Here is a 14946-nt window from a genome sequence, read left to right on the forward strand (position 1 = left end):
CCACATGTTAAATTGCTTCTTTTCACAGAAGCACGAGGACAGGATGAAAGTACGTTTGCTTGCGCTGGCAGCCGCGGTTGCCGCGACCTTCGCCACGGCCGCCGTCACCATGGCACCCGCCGCCGTGGCCGCGCCGCGCGGTTTCACGGTCGAGGACCTGGTGACGATGGAGCGCGTCGGCACGCCGGCGGTGTCGCCCGACGGCAGCCGCATCGTCTACACGGTGCGCAGCACCGACATGGCGAAGAACAAGGGCCATACCGACCTGTACCTGGTCGACCTGCGCGCCGCGGACGCGAAGCCACGGCGCCTGACCTCGGATGCCGCCAGCAGCACCGATCCGGAATGGTCGGACGCCGGTGATGCGATCTATTTCCTGTCCGCCCGTTCGGGCTCGTCCCAGGTCTGGCGCATCGCGCCGGAAGGCGGCGATGCGGTCAAGGTGACCGACATGCCGGTCGATGTCGATGCCTACCGCGTCTCGCCGACGGGCGACCGCATCGCGGTCAGCATGTCGGTGTTCCGCGACTGCCCGGACCTGGCCTGCACCAAGGCCAAGGCCGACGCCAAGGAAAAGGACAAGGCCACCGGCATGGTCTACGACCGCCTGTTCGTGCGCCATTGGGACACTTGGGCCGACGGCCGCAACGCCGTGCTGTACTCGGCGCCGCTGGACGCCGGCGGCCGCGTGAACGGCGCCCCGGTCAGCCTGTCCGGCTCGCTGGACGGCGACGTGCCCTCGAAGCCCTTCGGCGACCGCGAGGAATTCCACTTCAGCCCGGACGGCAAGACCATCGTGTTCTCGGTACGCATCGCCGGCAAGACCGAAGCCTGGTCGACCAACTTCGACCTGTATTCGGTGCCGGCCACCGGCGGGCAGCCGAAGAACCTGACCGCGGATAACAAGGCCTGGGATACCAAGGGCGTGTTCTCGCCGGACGGCCGCACCCTCGCCTACCTGTCGATGACGCGTCCGGGCTTCGAAGCCGACCGCTACCACATCGTCCTGCTCGACCTGGCCAGCGGCAAGAAACGCAACATCGCCGAGAGCTGGGACCGCTCGCCGGGCAGCATCCAGTGGACGCGCGACGGCAAGGCCCTGATCGCGGACGCCGAAGACATCGGCCAGCACAAGCTGTTCTCGATCGACGTCGCCAGCGGCAAGGTCACGCCGCTGACCAGCAAGGGCTCGATCGGCGGCTTCGACGTGCGCGGCGACACCGTCGCCTTCACCCAGGCCAGCCTGGCATCGGGCGCCCAGCTCTACGCCATGAAACTGGGCACCGACAATCCGGTCAAGCTGACCGACCTGAACACCGACAAGCTGGGCGACGTGCGCTGGGGCGAGTACGAGCAGTTCTCGTTCAAGGGCGCGAACGGCGACACCGTCCATGGCTACGTCATGAAGCCCTGGAACTATGAGCCAGGCAAGAAATACCCGATCGCCTTCCTGGTGCACGGCGGCCCGCAGGGCAGCTTCGGCAATGGCTGGAGCTACCGCTGGAACCCGCAGGTGTATGCCGGCGCCGGCTATGCTGCGGTATTCATCGACTTCCACGGTTCGACCGGCTACGGCCAGAAGTTCACCGACGCCATCAGCGGCGACTGGGGCGGCAAGCCGCTCGAGGACCTGAAGAAGGGCCTGGCGGCGGCGGTAAGCAAATATCCGTGGCTGGACCGCTCGAAAGCCTGCGCGCTGGGCGCATCCTACGGTGGCTACATGATGAACTGGATCGAAGGTAACTGGTCGGACGGCTTCAAGTGCATCGTCAACCACGACGGCGTGTTCGACACCCGCGGCATGGCCTACTCGACCGAAGAGCAGTGGTTCACCGACTGGGAAAACGGCGGCCCCTACTTCGCGGTGCCGGAAAAGCACGAGCGCTTCAACCCGGTCCTGCACGTGAACAAGTGGAAGACCCCGATGCTGGTGGTACAAGGCGACAAGGACTTCCGCATCCCGACCGCCCAGGGCCTGTCGACCTTCACGGCCCTGCAGCGCCGCGGCATCGAAAGCAAGCTGCTGGTATTCCCGGACGAAAACCACTGGGTGCTGAAGCCGGCCAACTCGCTGCTGTGGCACCACACGGTCATCAACTGGCTGGACCAGCACATCAAGCCCTGATCCTGTAGTCGCTCTTTGACCACATGCCCGCCTTCGCGCGGGCATTTTCTTTCTTTTGCCATGCGAAGGGAATGACATAGTGTTATTATGGTAACTTACCGACGCTCCTGAATGTTTTCTTGTGGTTGTCGGATGTGCGAGCCAGAACCATGGAAAACCGACGATGAGCATTATGCAGACAGAGCGCGAACTCAAGCCCCAGGAGTTCGGATTCGAGGCCTTGAACCTGCAGGTCGGCGTCCGGCTTCAATTCATCACCTACCGCCGCATCAAGCCGATGCAGTATTTCTCCACGCTCATCGGCTGGATGATGGACGAGTACCTGATCGTCAAGATTCCGCTGGAAAACGGCGTCCCGGTCGGGCTGGTGGAAGGCGAGCGGATCACCATCCGCGTGTTCTCGGGCGTGAACGTGTGTTCCTTCGCCTGCACGGTCGCGCGCGTCTTCGACCGTCCCCTGCTCTACGTCCACCTGTCCTTTCCCGACACGATCCAGGGCACCAGCCTGCGCACGGCGATGCGGGTCAAGGTCGACATTCCGGCCCAGGTGCTGCCCGCGCAAGCGGATGCGCCTCCGGTCGGCTGCACGCTCACCAACATCAGCGTCAACGGCGCACGCATCGAGTCGAACTGCAGCCTGCCGGAAGACGGCGGCGAGATCGAACTGGAATTCGGCCTGACCTCGCCGATGGATGAAAAGGAAGTCCGGGTGAGGACGCGGGCGGCGGTGCGCAACGTCAGCGCGCTGCGCCGCGATTCGGACGAAACGGAGATCTTCGCCTACGGCGTGGAATTCCTGAAGCTGGATCCGATGCACTTCACCATGCTGCAGAACCTGACCTATGAGGTGCTGCTGGCGGACCGGCAGAAGATCGTCTGATCTCTGCCGCCGCCGCTCAGAAAAAGCCGGCTTTCCAGAGGCGTGGATAGTATAACTTGGGGTTGGCGGCCAGCTCCGCAGGCGTCAGGGACTCCTCAAGAACGTGCCCGGCAAGGTTGGGCACGACCGCGGCAACCAGCCCGCAAATTGCCGCAACCGCCAGGCAGGCAGTCAGCCAGTGAAGCCGCGTCGAGCTGCGAGGAGCAGCTTCATGCGACAAGGCCCTGACCCATCCGCTCGCGTACCCGAGGTATAGCACGATCGCCATTTGGCTTTGAGGCATGACGATTACGCCGGAAAAAAGACCATCCACAATAATTGCCGCTCCGGTCGTCAGCAGGACGGCGAGGGTCTGCTGGTTCGGGAGGTCGGAACTGACGATGCGCTTACCCGCGCGGATCAGTCCCCACATGCCGATCCCGATCCCGGCGAGCAGGCATAGCAAGGCAGGTACACCCCATTCGGCGCCGATCTGGAAAACGAAGTTGTGGGGATGAGCACCAAAGCTTAGTCCCACGCCATAGTGGGCGAAGTGCTGCGGGCCGGCGCCAAGCCAGGGATGGGCGGCGATCAGCTCACCGGCCAGCTGCCAAAGCTGATTGCGACCCGAGGTCGGATCGGTCGCCGTGCGGTGCATGAGGTTGGCTGCCGCATTGAACGGCTTCAATCCGGCCAGCATCGGCAGCAGGATAAAGCCCAGCACATAGACGATGCCACCGGCCAGCGCAGCCAGCGCCATCGCCTTCAGGAAGCTGCGGGCATGGGCACGGCGCGCCATGAGCGCCATCACGCAGCCGGCGCCCAGCGCCAGGATGCTGGCCCGTGCTTCGCTGACGAACAGCAGCGCCCACCAGAATGCGGCAAGCGCAAACCATGCCCAGCGCAAGACGCTTCGTTTCGGCGTCTGCAGGTGGATCAGCACGATCAGCGGCAGCAGGACGGTCTGCACATGATTGAAGAAGCGCATATTACTGAAACCGACACTGAGTCCGTGCATGTCGATCTGGTGACCGGCGGAGAGCGAGGCGGCGTACAGCAGCAGCACACGCAGGGAGTACAGGGCGCCGGCAATCCCTGCGCACTGCAGGACTACCAGCAGCCCGCTGCCTCCTGCTCGGCTGAGCCCGGCCGCGAGCGAGGCCGCGGCCAGCAGCAGGAGCAGCAGCATCGACCATTCATAGACGGCATGCGCCGGCGACCAGGCGTTCAGGCTCGATATGGCGCCGATGGCAAAGAAGGCGCCCAGGCACAGGCGGGCAGCCGGGTTCATGCCGGCGATGGTGTCCGCGGCATCGCGCCGCATGACGATGAAGGGGACCAGCAGCGCCAGCAGTCCCAGTTCGACGCAACGCTGGTCGTCATGTCCCGACGACCACAGGAAACCGGCGGCCATGGCGGCGATGACGAGCAGCGCCTGGATGGTGCCGTTCGGCTTTATTGCGGTCATGGAAAAACCGACGGCGGGGCGTGCAGGGATGAACATGAGACCTCTGGCTTGGGCGGTTTCGGAGGCGGAAATGAAAAAGCCGCCCGTAGGCGGCTTCTTTACCACTGGTAGGGATTAGGTACCCGAGGCAGAGGCAGCGGCGGCGATCGAGTTCTTCTCGAAAGCGGTCTTCAGGGTCGGGTTGGCCGTTGCCAGCGACGATGCATCGATGGTCCAGGTCACGTTGGTTGCGTTCAAGTGCGGGGTGAAGGTGACAGTCTTGGTGCCATCTTCGGTGCCTTTACCGATGTTATCCAGGGTCATGGTGATCACGCCAGCGTTGGCGACGCCGATCGACTTGACTTCCTTGGTTGCGGTAAAGGTCGGGAAACCGGTGTTGCAGTTGGTGGTGTCGCCAGCTTCCTGTGCGCACATCGCGACGGCGGTCTTGTACGGGTCAACAGCCGACAGCGCGTTCGCAGCCTTGGCCTTGGCGGTGTAGTCGCTGTAAGCCGGGATTGCGACGGCTGCCAGGATACCGATGATCGCCACGACGATCATCAGTTCGATCAGGGTAAAGCCGCCTTCGGCTTTCTTCATCATTTTCGGTGCTTTCATGGTATCTCTCCAGTTTTGGTACGACATTTAAAGGGGTGCTGCTTGTCCGGGGTGCTGCTTGCTTCTGCCCTTTACTATATGCAACTGCCGTGCCAGGTCGTTTCCATACGGAATCGTTATTTCGGAATCAACAAAATGGCCGGCGAGCGGCAATTTTTGTCGATTCAGCCGTTATGCATGACAATTTTTGTCAATTGGAGGGGCCAAAATCGTCTGCCCTGCCAAAAATTGTCATGTACCAACAAAAAACGGGGAGCCGAAGCTCCCCGTTTCCGTTCCTACTGTCTGAACTGGCAGATTACAGCATGGCCTTCAGCAGGCGAGCCATTTCCGACGGGTTCTTGGTGACCTTGATACCGCAGGCTTCCATGATTTCCAGCTTGGCTTGCGCGGTGTCGGCGCCGCCCGAGATCAGCGCGCCGGCGTGGCCCATGCGCTTGCCCGGAGGAGCGGTAACACCGGCGATGAAACCGACGACCGGCTTCTTCATGTTGTCCTTGATCCAGTAAGCAGCGTTCGCCTCGTCCGGGCCGCCGATCTCGCCGATCATGATGACTGCATCGGTATCCGGATCGTCGTTGAACATCTTCATGACGTCGATGTGCTTCAGACCGTTGATCGGGTCGCCGCCGATGCCGACTGCCGACGACTGGCCCAGGCCCAGTGCGGTCAGCTGACCGACTGCTTCATAGGTCAGGGTGCCCGAACGCGAAACGACGCCGATGCGGCCCTTCTTGTGGATGTGACCCGGCATGATGCCGATCTTGATTTCGTCCGGGGTGATCAGACCCGGGCAGTTCGGGCCCAGCAGCAGGGTCTTCGAACCGGCCTTGGCCATGCGATCTTTGACTTCCATCATGTCGCGGACCGGGATGCCTTCGGTGATGCAGATTGCCAGGTCCAGCTCGGCTTCGACGGCTTCCCAGATCGCGGCGGCGGCGCCTGCCGGCGGCACGTAGATCACGGACACGTTGGCGCCGGTGTTCTGCTTGGCTTCCTTGACGCTTGCGAAGATGGGGATGCCCTCGAAGTCTTCACCAGCTTTCTTCGGGTTCACACCGGCGACGAAGGCTTCACGGCCGTTCGCGTAGTCGCGGCACATGCGGGTGTGGAACTGGCCGGTCTTGCCGGTGATACCTTGGGTGATGACTTTGGTGTCTTTGTTAATCAGAATCGACATGTTATTTCCTTTGCGAATTAGGCTTGGCCAGCAGCGGCGGCAACGACCTGCTTCGCTGCGTCTTCCATGGTATCGGCCGAGATGATCGGCAGGCCGGAGTCGGCCAGCATCTTCTTGCCCAGGTCTTCGTTGGTGCCCTTCATGCGGACCACCAGCGGCACTTTCAGCGAGACGGCTTTCGATGCGGTGATCACGCCTTCGGCGATCACGTCGCAGCGCATGATCCCGCCGAAGATGTTGACCAGGATGGCTTTCAGGCCCGGGTTCTTCAGCATGATCTTGAATGCTTCGGTGACTTTCTCAGCCGTCGCACCGCCGCCCACGTCCAGGAAGTTGGCCGGCTCGCCGCCGAACAGCTTGATGGTGTCCATGGTGGCCATGGCCAGGCCGGCGCCGTTCACCAGGCAGCCGATGTTGCCGTCCAGCGAGATGTAAGCCAGGTCGAATTTCGAGGCTTCGACTTCGGCCGGATCTTCTTCGTCCAGGTCGCGGTAGGCGACGATTTCCGGGTGGCGGAACAGGGCGTTCGGGTCGAAGTTGAACTTGGCGTCCAGCGCGATGACTTTACCGTCGCCGGTCACGATCATCGGGTTGATTTCGGCCAGCGAGCAGTCGGTTTCCCAGTAGGCTTTGTACAGGCCTTGCAGGTTGACGCGGGCTGCGGCGATCGAGCCTTCCGGCACGCCGATCTTGCGGGCGACGTCGTCAGCCTGCGCGTCGGTCAGGCCGACCGACGGCTCGATCACGACGTTGTGGATCTTTTCCGGGTTGCTGTGCGCGACTTCTTCGATGTCCATGCCGCCTTCCGACGAGGCCATCAGGACGATCTTCTGGGTGACGCGGTCGGTGACCAGCGAGACGTACAGTTCCTGCTTGATGTCGGCGCCTTCTTCGATCAGCAGGCGGCGGACTTTTTGGCCTTCCGGGCCGGTCTGGTGCGTCACCAGCTGCATGCCCATGATCTGGTTCGCGTATTCGCGAACTTGCTCGATCGACTTGGCGACCTTGACGCCGCCGCCCTTGCCGCGGCCGCCAGCATGGATCTGCGCCTTGACTACCCAGACCGGGCCGCCCAGCTCTTCAGCTGCCTTGACGGCTTCGTCCACCGACATGCACGGAATGCCGCGCGGAACGGTCACTCCGAATTTTCGGAGGATCTCTTTGCCCTGATACTCATGGATTTTCATGCTGGCTTCCCTTCTTCTGTTACTGATTTAGAAATGCGGTTGAATAAATAGAGGCTACAAAAACCGGAATACTACCCCGACACCACCTTCAAGGCCCAGCGCGGGTAGTACTTGGCGACGGCGGGACCGTCGGTGCGCAGCGCATGGCAGCGATCGAGTTCATAAGGACGCTCGGCCGATTGCGCGGCCTCGCGGTTTTCCATGGCGTCGTCGGCAAAGGCCTGGATTGCCGCAGTGGGCAGGACCTGTGCCAGCTCGGTCAAATGGGTGCATCCGAGAACGCCGGACAGGCGGTCTTTCAGGTGCAGCCGGAAATGTTTCAGCAGCGACAAGCCAATCAATTTCTTGTAGGCGGGACCGATGGTGTCGCAATAACCGGGATAGGGTACGGCATCCGACGAAGCCTCGGCGTCCATGATGACCATCTCGTGGTCGATGGTCACGCGCAGCCTCAGGTCGTGCACAGGCAGGCCTCCCGGGCGGGGACCGGAAGGCAGGTCGATATCGTGGGTCTTGATGTCGCGGATGCAGGCGTCGAGGTCCCACAGCCCATCGTCGCGCGCGAACGCTTCAACGGTGATGGCGCGCGTGTGCCTTAGCTTACGCGGTGCGGGGGATGACAGGGGCATAAACACCAATGCCGGAATGCGGCGAAAAAAGTATGCAGCCGTTGTGCCTGATGCACGTTGCCGCAGCTTCTACGGCAACAACCGCTCTTGCGGCGCTGCTTAAACCATGAAAGTTTAGCACAGGGCGCCAGCGGATGCACCCGGCTGCCATTTTGACAGGCAGTTTGACAACACAGAAGTGCAAGCGCACAGCGTCAATCCGCCGTTGAGGAGGTGCCGCTGTGGGCGGCACGTCGGCGGGTGGCGCTGTGCGCTTGCGCCTCGCGCGGCTAACAAAGCCATCATGGCGGCGTTGTACCGTCTCGCCGTACTAGCGTACTGTCTTCGACGGTACGCCTTGCCCTGATGGCTTTGTTAGCCGCGTGTTACTTTACATCGGGCACTTCAGGACTCGTCGTCCTCGTCCCGTCCCTGCAGTGCGCTGCGGATCGCGCCCTGCGAAAAACCACGCGCCATGAGGAAGCGCATCTGTTTACTACGATCTTCGGCGTCCTGCGGAACCCGGTTGAACTTGCGGCGCCACACTTCGCGGGCGCGGGCAACTTCGGTTTCCTTCAGCCCGGACTTGAGCTCGTCGAGCTCTTCGCCCTTCAGGCCATGCTGCTGGAGTTCCGCCAGCACGCGGCTGTTGCCGTAGCGGCCGGCACGGCGGTGCACCAGGGACTCGGCGAACCTTTCCTGCGACAGCCAGTTGTTCTTTTCGAGGAAATCGAGGAGGGCTTCGACGTCGTCCCCCTCCTCGGCATAGCGAGACAGCTTGCGCCCCAGCTCGATCCGGCTGTGCTCGCGCGTCGATAGATACTTCAACGCGCGAGCCTTCAGGCTCAAAGTCTGTCTCACCGGGGCGCGGGTCGAAGATTACTCTTCGCCGCCGACAGCGGTCAGCTCGGCCGCACCGGCGCCGTCAACGGCAGCGACCGGTGCCAGTTCGCGCACGCCCAGGGCGGCGCGGACCTTGTTTTCGATCTCGCGGGCCAGGGCCGGGCGCTCGCGCAGGTAGATACGCGCATTGTCTTTACCTTGACCGATGCGTTCGCCACCATAGCTGTACCAGGAGCCCGACTTCTCGACGATCTTGTTGTCCACGCCCAGGTCGATGATCTCGCCTTCGCGGGAAGTGCCTTCGCCATACAGGATGTCGAAGTGGGCTTCCTTGAACGGAGGCGCGATCTTGTTCTTGACGACCTTGACCTTGGTTTCGTTACCGATCACCTCGTCGCCGGCCTTGATCGAACCGGTACGGCGGATGTCCAGGCGCACGGAGGCGTAGAACTTCAGCGCGTTACCGCCGGTCGTGGTTTCCGGGCTGCCGAACATGACGCCGATCTTCATACGGATCTGGTTAATGAAGATCACCAGGGTGTTCGTACGGTTGATCGACGCGGTCAGCTTGCGCAGCGCCTGCGACATCAGACGGGCTTGCAGGCCCGGCAGCGAGTCACCCATGTCGCCTTCGATCTCGGCGCGCGGGGTCAGTGCCGCCACCGAGTCGATGACCACCATGTCGACGCTGCCCGAACGCACCAGCGCATCGGTGATTTCCAGGGCTTGCTCGCCGGTGTCCGGCTGCGAGATCAGCAGCTCGTCCAGCTTGATGCCCAGCTTCTGCGCATAGGTGACGTCCAGCGCGTGCTCGGCGTCGATGAAGGCGCAGGTGCCGCCCAGCTTCTGCATCTGGGCAATGGTCTGCAGGGTCAGCGTGGTTTTACCCGACGATTCCGGACCGTAGATCTCGACGATACGGCCGCGCGGCAGGCCGCCGACGCCCAGTGCGATGTCCAGGCCCAGCGAGCCGGTGGACACGGTTTGTACTTCCTCGACCGGCGCATTGGTGTCCATGCGCATGACCGAGCCTTTACCGAATTGCTTTTCGATCTGCGCGAGGGCTGCTGCCAGCGCCTTGCCCTTCTCTGCTGCGTTTACTGCGGATTTTTTATCGTCCATGATTTACTTTCAGTCCTAGAGTGAACCAAGATAGGGACCGCTCGCGCGATTTCAATAGGAAGTACTGTATAAAATCCCAGTTGTTTTGGCAAGCGATATTTACCGCCGTTTGATCAATTCGACATGTTGCGAGATATCAAACACAATATGCAGGTAAGCTAGGCTCAAACGACAAAACCAGGGGGAGATCATGCGTATTTTACTAGCGGAGGATGATAGCGTACTTGCCGATGGCCTGACGCGCTCCCTGCGCCAGTCCGGCTACGCGATCGACTGCGTGAAGAACGGCCAGGATGCCGACACCGCGCTGTCGACCCAGGAATTCGACCTGCTGATCCTCGACCTCGGCCTGCCGAAGCTTTCCGGGCTCGACGTGCTGCGCCGCCTGCGCGCGCGCGGTTCGCTGCTGCCGGTGCTGATCCTTACCGCCGCCGACTCGATCGAGCAGCGCGTGGGCGGCCTCGACGCCGGCGCCGACGACTACATGGCCAAGCCCTTCGCCCTCTCCGAGCTGGAGGCGCGGGTGCGCGCCCTGACCCGGCGCGGCCAGGGCGGCGGTTCGACCGTGATCCGCCACGGTCCGCTGGTGTACGACCAGGTCGGCCGCAGTGCCTACATCGACGACCAGATGCTGGACCTGTCGGCGCGCGAACTGGGCCTGCTCGAAATCCTGCTGGCGCGTACCGGCCGCCTGGTGTCCAAGGAACAGCTGGTCGACCACCTGTGCGAATGGGGCGAGGAAGTCTCGAACAACGCCATCGAAGTCTATGTGCATCGCCTGCGCAAGAAGATCGAGACCGGCGGCATCCGCATCGCCACCGTGCGCGGCCTGGGCTACTGCCTGGAACGCTATTCCGACAGCGCACGCAAGGCGCAGGCCGCCGGCAGCGGCAAGTAAGGCGGCGGGCAAGGCCGGCACATGAAGTCCCTGAAGCGGCGCGGCGCCGGCATCCTCGCGCCCGAATCCGGCCCCGGCTCGACCTTCGATCCCGTGTATGTTCCTCCGCGGCCCGAGCCCGAGGAGAGCATGCAGCATTCGCTGTTCGGCGAGATCCTCGACTGGATGCTGGCCCCGCTGCTGCTGCTGTGGCCGATGAGCATCGCCATCACCTACCTGGTTGCGAAATCGATCGCCAACCAGCCCTTCGACCATGCGCTCGAAGACAGCGTCACCGTGCTGGCCCAGCAGGTCAAGGAAGTGGACGGCAAGGTGGTGGCGCGCCTGCCCGGCAGCACGCGCGACTTCCTGCGTGCCGACGACGTCGACAGCGTCTACTTCCAGATCACGGGGCCGCGCAACGAGGCAATCGACGGCGACCGCGAACTGCCGCTGCCGCCGCTGGATGACGCCGAACGCAGCGGCCGCGTGCACTTCCGCAACGAGAACCTGCACGGCACCCCGGTGCGGGTCGCCTATGCCTGGGTCAACCTGCAACCCCTGCTCGACCCGGCACCGCGCGGCAGCGGCGAACCGCGCCTGGCCCTGGTGCAGGTGGCGGAAACGCTGGAAAAGCGCGCCCAGCTCGCCAACGAGATCATCAAGGGCGTGATCCTGCCCCAGTTCATCATCCTGCCGGTGATCCTGGCCCTGGTCTGGTTCGCGCTGTCGCGCGGCCTGTCGCCGCTGGCCCAGCTGCAGGAGCGGATCCGCGCGCGGCCGCCGGACGACCTGTCGCCGATCGATTCGCGCCAGGTGCCGGAAGAGATCTCGCCGCTGGTGGGTTCGCTGAACGACATGCTGGCGCGCCTGGCGCACACCATCGACGCCCAGAAGCGCTTCATCGCCGACGCCGCCCACCAGATGAAGACCCCGCTGGCCGGCATGCGCATGCAGTCGGAGCTCGCGCTGCGCCAGATCGATCCGGACGAGATCCACCGCTCGCTGGAGCAGCTGGCCAAGAGTTCGGAATCGGCGACGCGCCTGGTCAATCAGTTATTGGCGCTGGCGCGCGCCGAGAACCAGCCGCATGCCGGCCTGGCGCTGGAGCCGCTCGACCTCGCGCTGCTGGCGCGCAGCGTAGTGCTGGACTGGGTGCCGGCCTCCTTCGCCCACGAGATCGACCTCGGCTACGAAGACCCGGACGGCCCGCTGGAGATCCTGGGCGACGGCATGATGCTGCGCGAGCTGCTGTCGAACCTGATCGACAATGCGCTGCGCTACACGCCGCCGGGCGGCAGCGTCACCGTCCGCGTGCGCAGCGACGGCGGCCTGGCCCTGCTGGAAGTCGAGGACACCGGCCCGGGCATCGCGCCGGGCGAGCGTCCGCGCGTGTTCGAGCGCTTCTACCGCATCCTCGGCAACAGCGCCTCCGGCTCCGGCCTCGGCCTGGCGATCGTGCGCGAGATCGCGCAGCAGCACGGCGCCGAGATCGAGATCTTCTACAACCCGCGCAGCACCAGCAAGAAATACCCGGGCAGCCTGTTCCGGCTGACCTTCCCGCCACCACCCGCCCCACCCGATCCCGATGCAGACTGACAGCGTTCTCCCTCCTTCCCCACCGCCGCGCGAGCGCATCCTCGCCGCGCGCGCCCTGCACTGGTCGCGTGCGCGCAGGCTGACCCTGGTCCTGCTGGCGCTGTGGCTGGCGACCGGCTTCGGCACCGTGTTCTTCGCGCGCGACCTGGCGCACATGTCGGTGTTCGGCTGGCCGCTGTCCTTCTACCTGGCGGCCCAGGGCGCGACGCTGATCTACCTGGCCATCATCGGCGTCTACGCCTGGCGCATGCGGATCCTCGACCGCGAGTTCGCACGCATGCTCAGGGACGGCGCGTGAACATGGGCGGCAAGAACAAACACCGCAGCTACTTCCAGCGCCTGGCGCGCTACTACCTGTGGTTCACGGCCTGTCTCGGCCTGTTCCTGGCGGCGCTGGCGATCCTCGAGAACGAGGGCATGCCGCGCCAGTGGATCGGCTACCTGTACATGTTCGCCACGATCGTGCTGTACGCGATCATCGGCGTGGTGGCGCGCACCTCGAACGTCTCCGAATACTACGTGGCCGGACGGCGGGTGCCGGCCCTGTTCAACGGCATGGCGACCGCCGCCGACTGGATCTCGGCAGCCAGCTTCATCAGCCTGGCCGGCACGCTCTACCTGCACGGCTTCGACGCCCTCGCCTACGTGATGGGCTGGACCGGCGGCTACTGCCTGGTGGCGCTGCTGATCGCGCCCTACCTGCGCAAGTTCGCGCAGTACACGGTGCCGGACTTCCTGGCCGCGCGCTACGGCGGCAACAGCAGGCACGGCAAGCTGGTGCGGGCGCTGGCGGTGAGCGCCACCATCGTGGTCTCCTTCATCTACGTGGTGGCGCAAATCTATGCCGTCGGCCTGATCGCCTCGCGCTTCACCGGCGTCGACTTCTCGGTCGGGATCTTCCTCGGCCTGGCGTCGATTCTCGTCTGCTCGTTCCTGGGCGGGATGCGCGCCATCACCTGGACCCAGGTCGCGCAGTACATCATCATCCTGGTCGCGTTCCTGATCCCGACCATGTGGCTGTCGATGAAATTCGCCGGCAACCCGGTGCCGCAGGTCGCCTACGGCTCGGTGCTGCCCAAGCTGGCCAAGCGCGAGGCCCAGCTGGCGGTCGACCCGCGCGAGCAGGAAGTGCGGGCCGCCTTCAAGGCCAAGGCCGACGAATACGGCGCCAGGCTGGCCGCCCTGCCGCAATCGTGGGAGGCGGGCCGGATCGAGGTCCAGCGCCGGCTCGACGCCGCGCGCGGCCGCAACGCCTCGCTGGGCGAAGTCCGCAACGCCGAGCGCGAACTGATCGCCTATCCGCGCACCGCCGACGAAGCCGCCCACCTGTGGGCCGAGCAGCGCGCCGCCAACCTCGCGCGCGCCCAGCCGCCCGAACCGCATGCCGAACCCTTCCCCGGCAAGACCCGCGAAGAATCCGACCAGCGCCGCAACAACTTCCTGGCGCTGGTGTTCTGCCTGATGTTCGGCACCGCGGCCCTGCCCCACATCCTGATGCGCGCCTACACCACACCCTCGGTGCACGAGACCCGGGTATCGGTGTTCTGGACCCTGTTCTTCATCCTGCTGATCTACCTGACGATGCCGGCGCTGGCGGTGCTGGCCAAGTTCGACATCTATACCGCCCTGGTCGGCAGCAGTTACGACACGCTGCCGACCTGGGTCTCCTACTGGGCCAACGTCGACAAGACCAATCCCCTGCTCAGCATCGCCGACATCAACGGCGACGGCATCGTGCAGCTGGCCGAGATCGCGATCGACGGCGACGTCCTGACCCTGGCCACGCCGGAAATCGGCGGCCTGCCCTACGTGATCTCGGGCCTGGTCGCGGCCGGCGGCCTGGCGGCGGCCCTGTCCACCGCAGACGGCCTGCTGCTGGCGATCTCGAACGCGCTGTCGCACGACATCTACTTCAAGATGGTCGACCCGGGCGCCTCGACCCAGAAACGGGTCACGATCTCGAAACTGCTGCTGCTGGCGGTGGCCTTCATCGCCGCCTACGTCGCCTCGCAGAAGCCGGCCGACATCCTGTCGCTGGTCGGCGCGGCCTTCTCGCTGGCCGGCTCGACCCTGTTCCCGGCGCTGGTGGCGGGCGTGTTCTGGAAGCGCGCCAACCACCAGGGCGCGGTCGCCGGCATGCTGGCGGGATTCCTGGTCTGCGTCTACTACATGCTGCACACCAACCCGATCCTGGGCGGGAACGCGGACAGCACCTGGTTCCACATCGCGCCGATCTCGGCCGGCGTGTTCGGGGTGCCGGCCGGGCTGGCGGTGCTGGCCGTGGTCAGCCTGCTGACGCCGCCGCCGACGCGCGAGAGCACCGGGCTGGTCGAGTACATCCGGGCGCCGGAGGAAGCGTGACAGCCGGCAGACTGCCGAAGTCTTGAGAAATGTGGCCTCTGTGAATTGGCAGGCTATCGCATCGACTTCCGGAGCCGGGTCGAGAACTTCCTCGACAAGCATATCGGCAACGGTGCCGTG

Annotated in this window: 13 protein-coding genes; 6 read left to right on the forward strand and 7 right to left on the reverse strand. The window is 64.1% G+C overall.

The annotated features are described in order from the left end of the window. Positions 1-43 precede the first annotated feature (43 nt). A complete protein-coding gene (locus tag AC1DOQ_RS22715) occupies positions 44-2125 on the forward strand; it encodes a S9 family peptidase (protein WP_477369379.1) in 2082 nt (693 codons plus the stop codon). Between the two features lie 163 nt (positions 2126-2288). After that, positions 2289-3005, forward strand: coding sequence for a flagellar brake protein (locus tag AC1DOQ_RS22720; RefSeq protein WP_477369381.1), 717 nt, complete (start codon positions 2289-2291; stop codon positions 3003-3005). Between the two features lie 16 nt (positions 3006-3021). On the opposite strand, the gene AC1DOQ_RS22725 is transcribed toward AC1DOQ_RS22720, so the two are convergent. The 7 genes from AC1DOQ_RS22725 to recA form a co-directional block, all read right to left on the reverse strand. Next, entirely contained in the window at positions 3022-4488 is a 1467-nt protein-coding gene (locus AC1DOQ_RS22725) for an O-antigen ligase family protein (protein ID WP_477369383.1), read from the reverse strand. 78 nt (positions 4489-4566) lie between these two features. Beyond that, positions 4567-5049, reverse strand: a complete 483-nt coding sequence (locus AC1DOQ_RS22730; protein WP_477369385.1) for a pilin — start codon at positions 5047-5049, stop codon at positions 4567-4569. A gap of 298 nt (positions 5050-5347) precedes the next feature. Then, positions 5348-6229, reverse strand: a complete 882-nt coding sequence (sucD, locus tag AC1DOQ_RS22735; RefSeq protein WP_052234039.1) for a succinate--CoA ligase subunit alpha — start codon at positions 6227-6229, stop codon at positions 5348-5350. Between the two features lie 17 nt (positions 6230-6246). Then, positions 6247-7416 carry an ADP-forming succinate--CoA ligase subunit beta gene (gene sucC / locus AC1DOQ_RS22740; RefSeq protein ID WP_477369387.1) on the reverse strand — a complete coding sequence of 390 codons (1170 nt, stop codon included), beginning with the start codon at positions 7414-7416 and terminating at the stop codon, positions 6247-6249. Positions 7417-7487: 71 nt separating this feature from the next. After that, positions 7488-8045 (reverse strand): DUF2889 domain-containing protein, encoded by a 558-nt coding sequence (locus AC1DOQ_RS22745; protein WP_477369389.1) that lies wholly within the window; start codon positions 8043-8045, stop codon positions 7488-7490. Between the two features lie 384 nt (positions 8046-8429). Next, positions 8430-8885 (reverse strand): recombination regulator RecX, encoded by a 456-nt coding sequence (recX, locus tag AC1DOQ_RS22750; RefSeq protein ID WP_477369391.1) that lies wholly within the window; start codon positions 8883-8885, stop codon positions 8430-8432. 18 nt (positions 8886-8903) lie between these two features. Next, the gene (gene recA / locus AC1DOQ_RS22755; protein WP_477369393.1) at positions 8904-9989 is read right to left on the reverse strand and encodes a recombinase RecA; all 1086 of its coding nucleotides are present in this window, start codon (positions 9987-9989) and stop codon (positions 8904-8906) included. 190 nt (positions 9990-10179) lie between these two features. Here recA and AC1DOQ_RS22760 point away from each other — a divergent pair, with 190 nt between their 5' ends. Genes AC1DOQ_RS22760 through AC1DOQ_RS22775 form a run of 4 tightly spaced genes read left to right on the forward strand, consistent with a single transcriptional unit; the run spans position 10180 to position 14826 of the window. Next, positions 10180-10887, forward strand: coding sequence for a response regulator (locus AC1DOQ_RS22760; protein ID WP_442124270.1), 708 nt, complete (start codon positions 10180-10182; stop codon positions 10885-10887). A gap of 21 nt (positions 10888-10908) precedes the next feature. Further along, on the forward strand, positions 10909-12465 hold the full coding sequence (locus AC1DOQ_RS22765; RefSeq protein WP_477369395.1) for a sensor histidine kinase: 1557 nt from the start codon (positions 10909-10911) through the stop codon (positions 12463-12465). Further along, positions 12455-12763, forward strand: a complete 309-nt coding sequence (locus AC1DOQ_RS22770) for a DUF4212 domain-containing protein (RefSeq protein WP_477369397.1) — start codon at positions 12455-12457, stop codon at positions 12761-12763. Before AC1DOQ_RS22765 ends, AC1DOQ_RS22770 begins: the two co-directional genes overlap by 11 nt. Before the next feature lie 2 nt (positions 12764-12765). Continuing rightward, positions 12766-14826 carry a sodium:solute symporter family protein gene (locus tag AC1DOQ_RS22775; RefSeq protein WP_477369399.1) on the forward strand — a complete coding sequence of 687 codons (2061 nt, stop codon included), beginning with the start codon at positions 12766-12768 and terminating at the stop codon, positions 14824-14826. The last annotated feature ends 120 nt before the right edge of the window (positions 14827-14946 follow it).

It is taken from the genome of Massilia sp. 01N417 (genome assembly GCF_056399645.1).

What these genes read in the sequence shown, in the direction of transcription:
- AC1DOQ_RS22715 (WP_477369379.1), top strand. Translation starts at nt 44, where the DNA reads ATGAAAGTACGTTTGCTTGCGCTGGCAGCCGCGGTTGCCGCGACCTTC.
- AC1DOQ_RS22720 (WP_477369381.1), top strand. Translation starts at nt 2,289, where the DNA reads ATGAGCATTATGCAGACAGAGCGCGAACTCAAGCCCCAGGAGTTCGGA.
- AC1DOQ_RS22725 (WP_477369383.1), bottom strand. Translation starts at nt 4,488, where the DNA reads ATGTTCATCCCTGCACGCCCCGCCGTCGGTTTTTCCATGACCGCAATA.
- AC1DOQ_RS22730 (WP_477369385.1), bottom strand. Translation starts at nt 5,049, where the DNA reads ATGAAAGCACCGAAAATGATGAAGAAAGCCGAAGGCGGCTTTACCCTG.
- sucD (WP_052234039.1), bottom strand. Translation starts at nt 6,229, where the DNA reads ATGTCGATTCTGATTAACAAAGACACCAAAGTCATCACCCAAGGTATC.
- sucC (WP_477369387.1), bottom strand. Translation starts at nt 7,416, where the DNA reads ATGAAAATCCATGAGTATCAGGGCAAAGAGATCCTCCGAAAATTCGGA.
- AC1DOQ_RS22745 (WP_477369389.1), bottom strand. Translation starts at nt 8,045, where the DNA reads ATGCCCCTGTCATCCCCCGCACCGCGTAAGCTAAGGCACACGCGCGCC.
- recA (WP_477369393.1), bottom strand. Translation starts at nt 9,989, where the DNA reads ATGGACGATAAAAAATCCGCAGTAAACGCAGCAGAGAAGGGCAAGGCG.
- AC1DOQ_RS22760 (WP_442124270.1), top strand. Translation starts at nt 10,180, where the DNA reads ATGCGTATTTTACTAGCGGAGGATGATAGCGTACTTGCCGATGGCCTG.
- AC1DOQ_RS22765 (WP_477369395.1), top strand. Translation starts at nt 10,909, where the DNA reads ATGAAGTCCCTGAAGCGGCGCGGCGCCGGCATCCTCGCGCCCGAATCC.
- AC1DOQ_RS22770 (WP_477369397.1), top strand. Translation starts at nt 12,455, where the DNA reads ATGCAGACTGACAGCGTTCTCCCTCCTTCCCCACCGCCGCGCGAGCGC.
- AC1DOQ_RS22775 (WP_477369399.1), top strand. Translation starts at nt 12,766, where the DNA reads ATGGGCGGCAAGAACAAACACCGCAGCTACTTCCAGCGCCTGGCGCGC.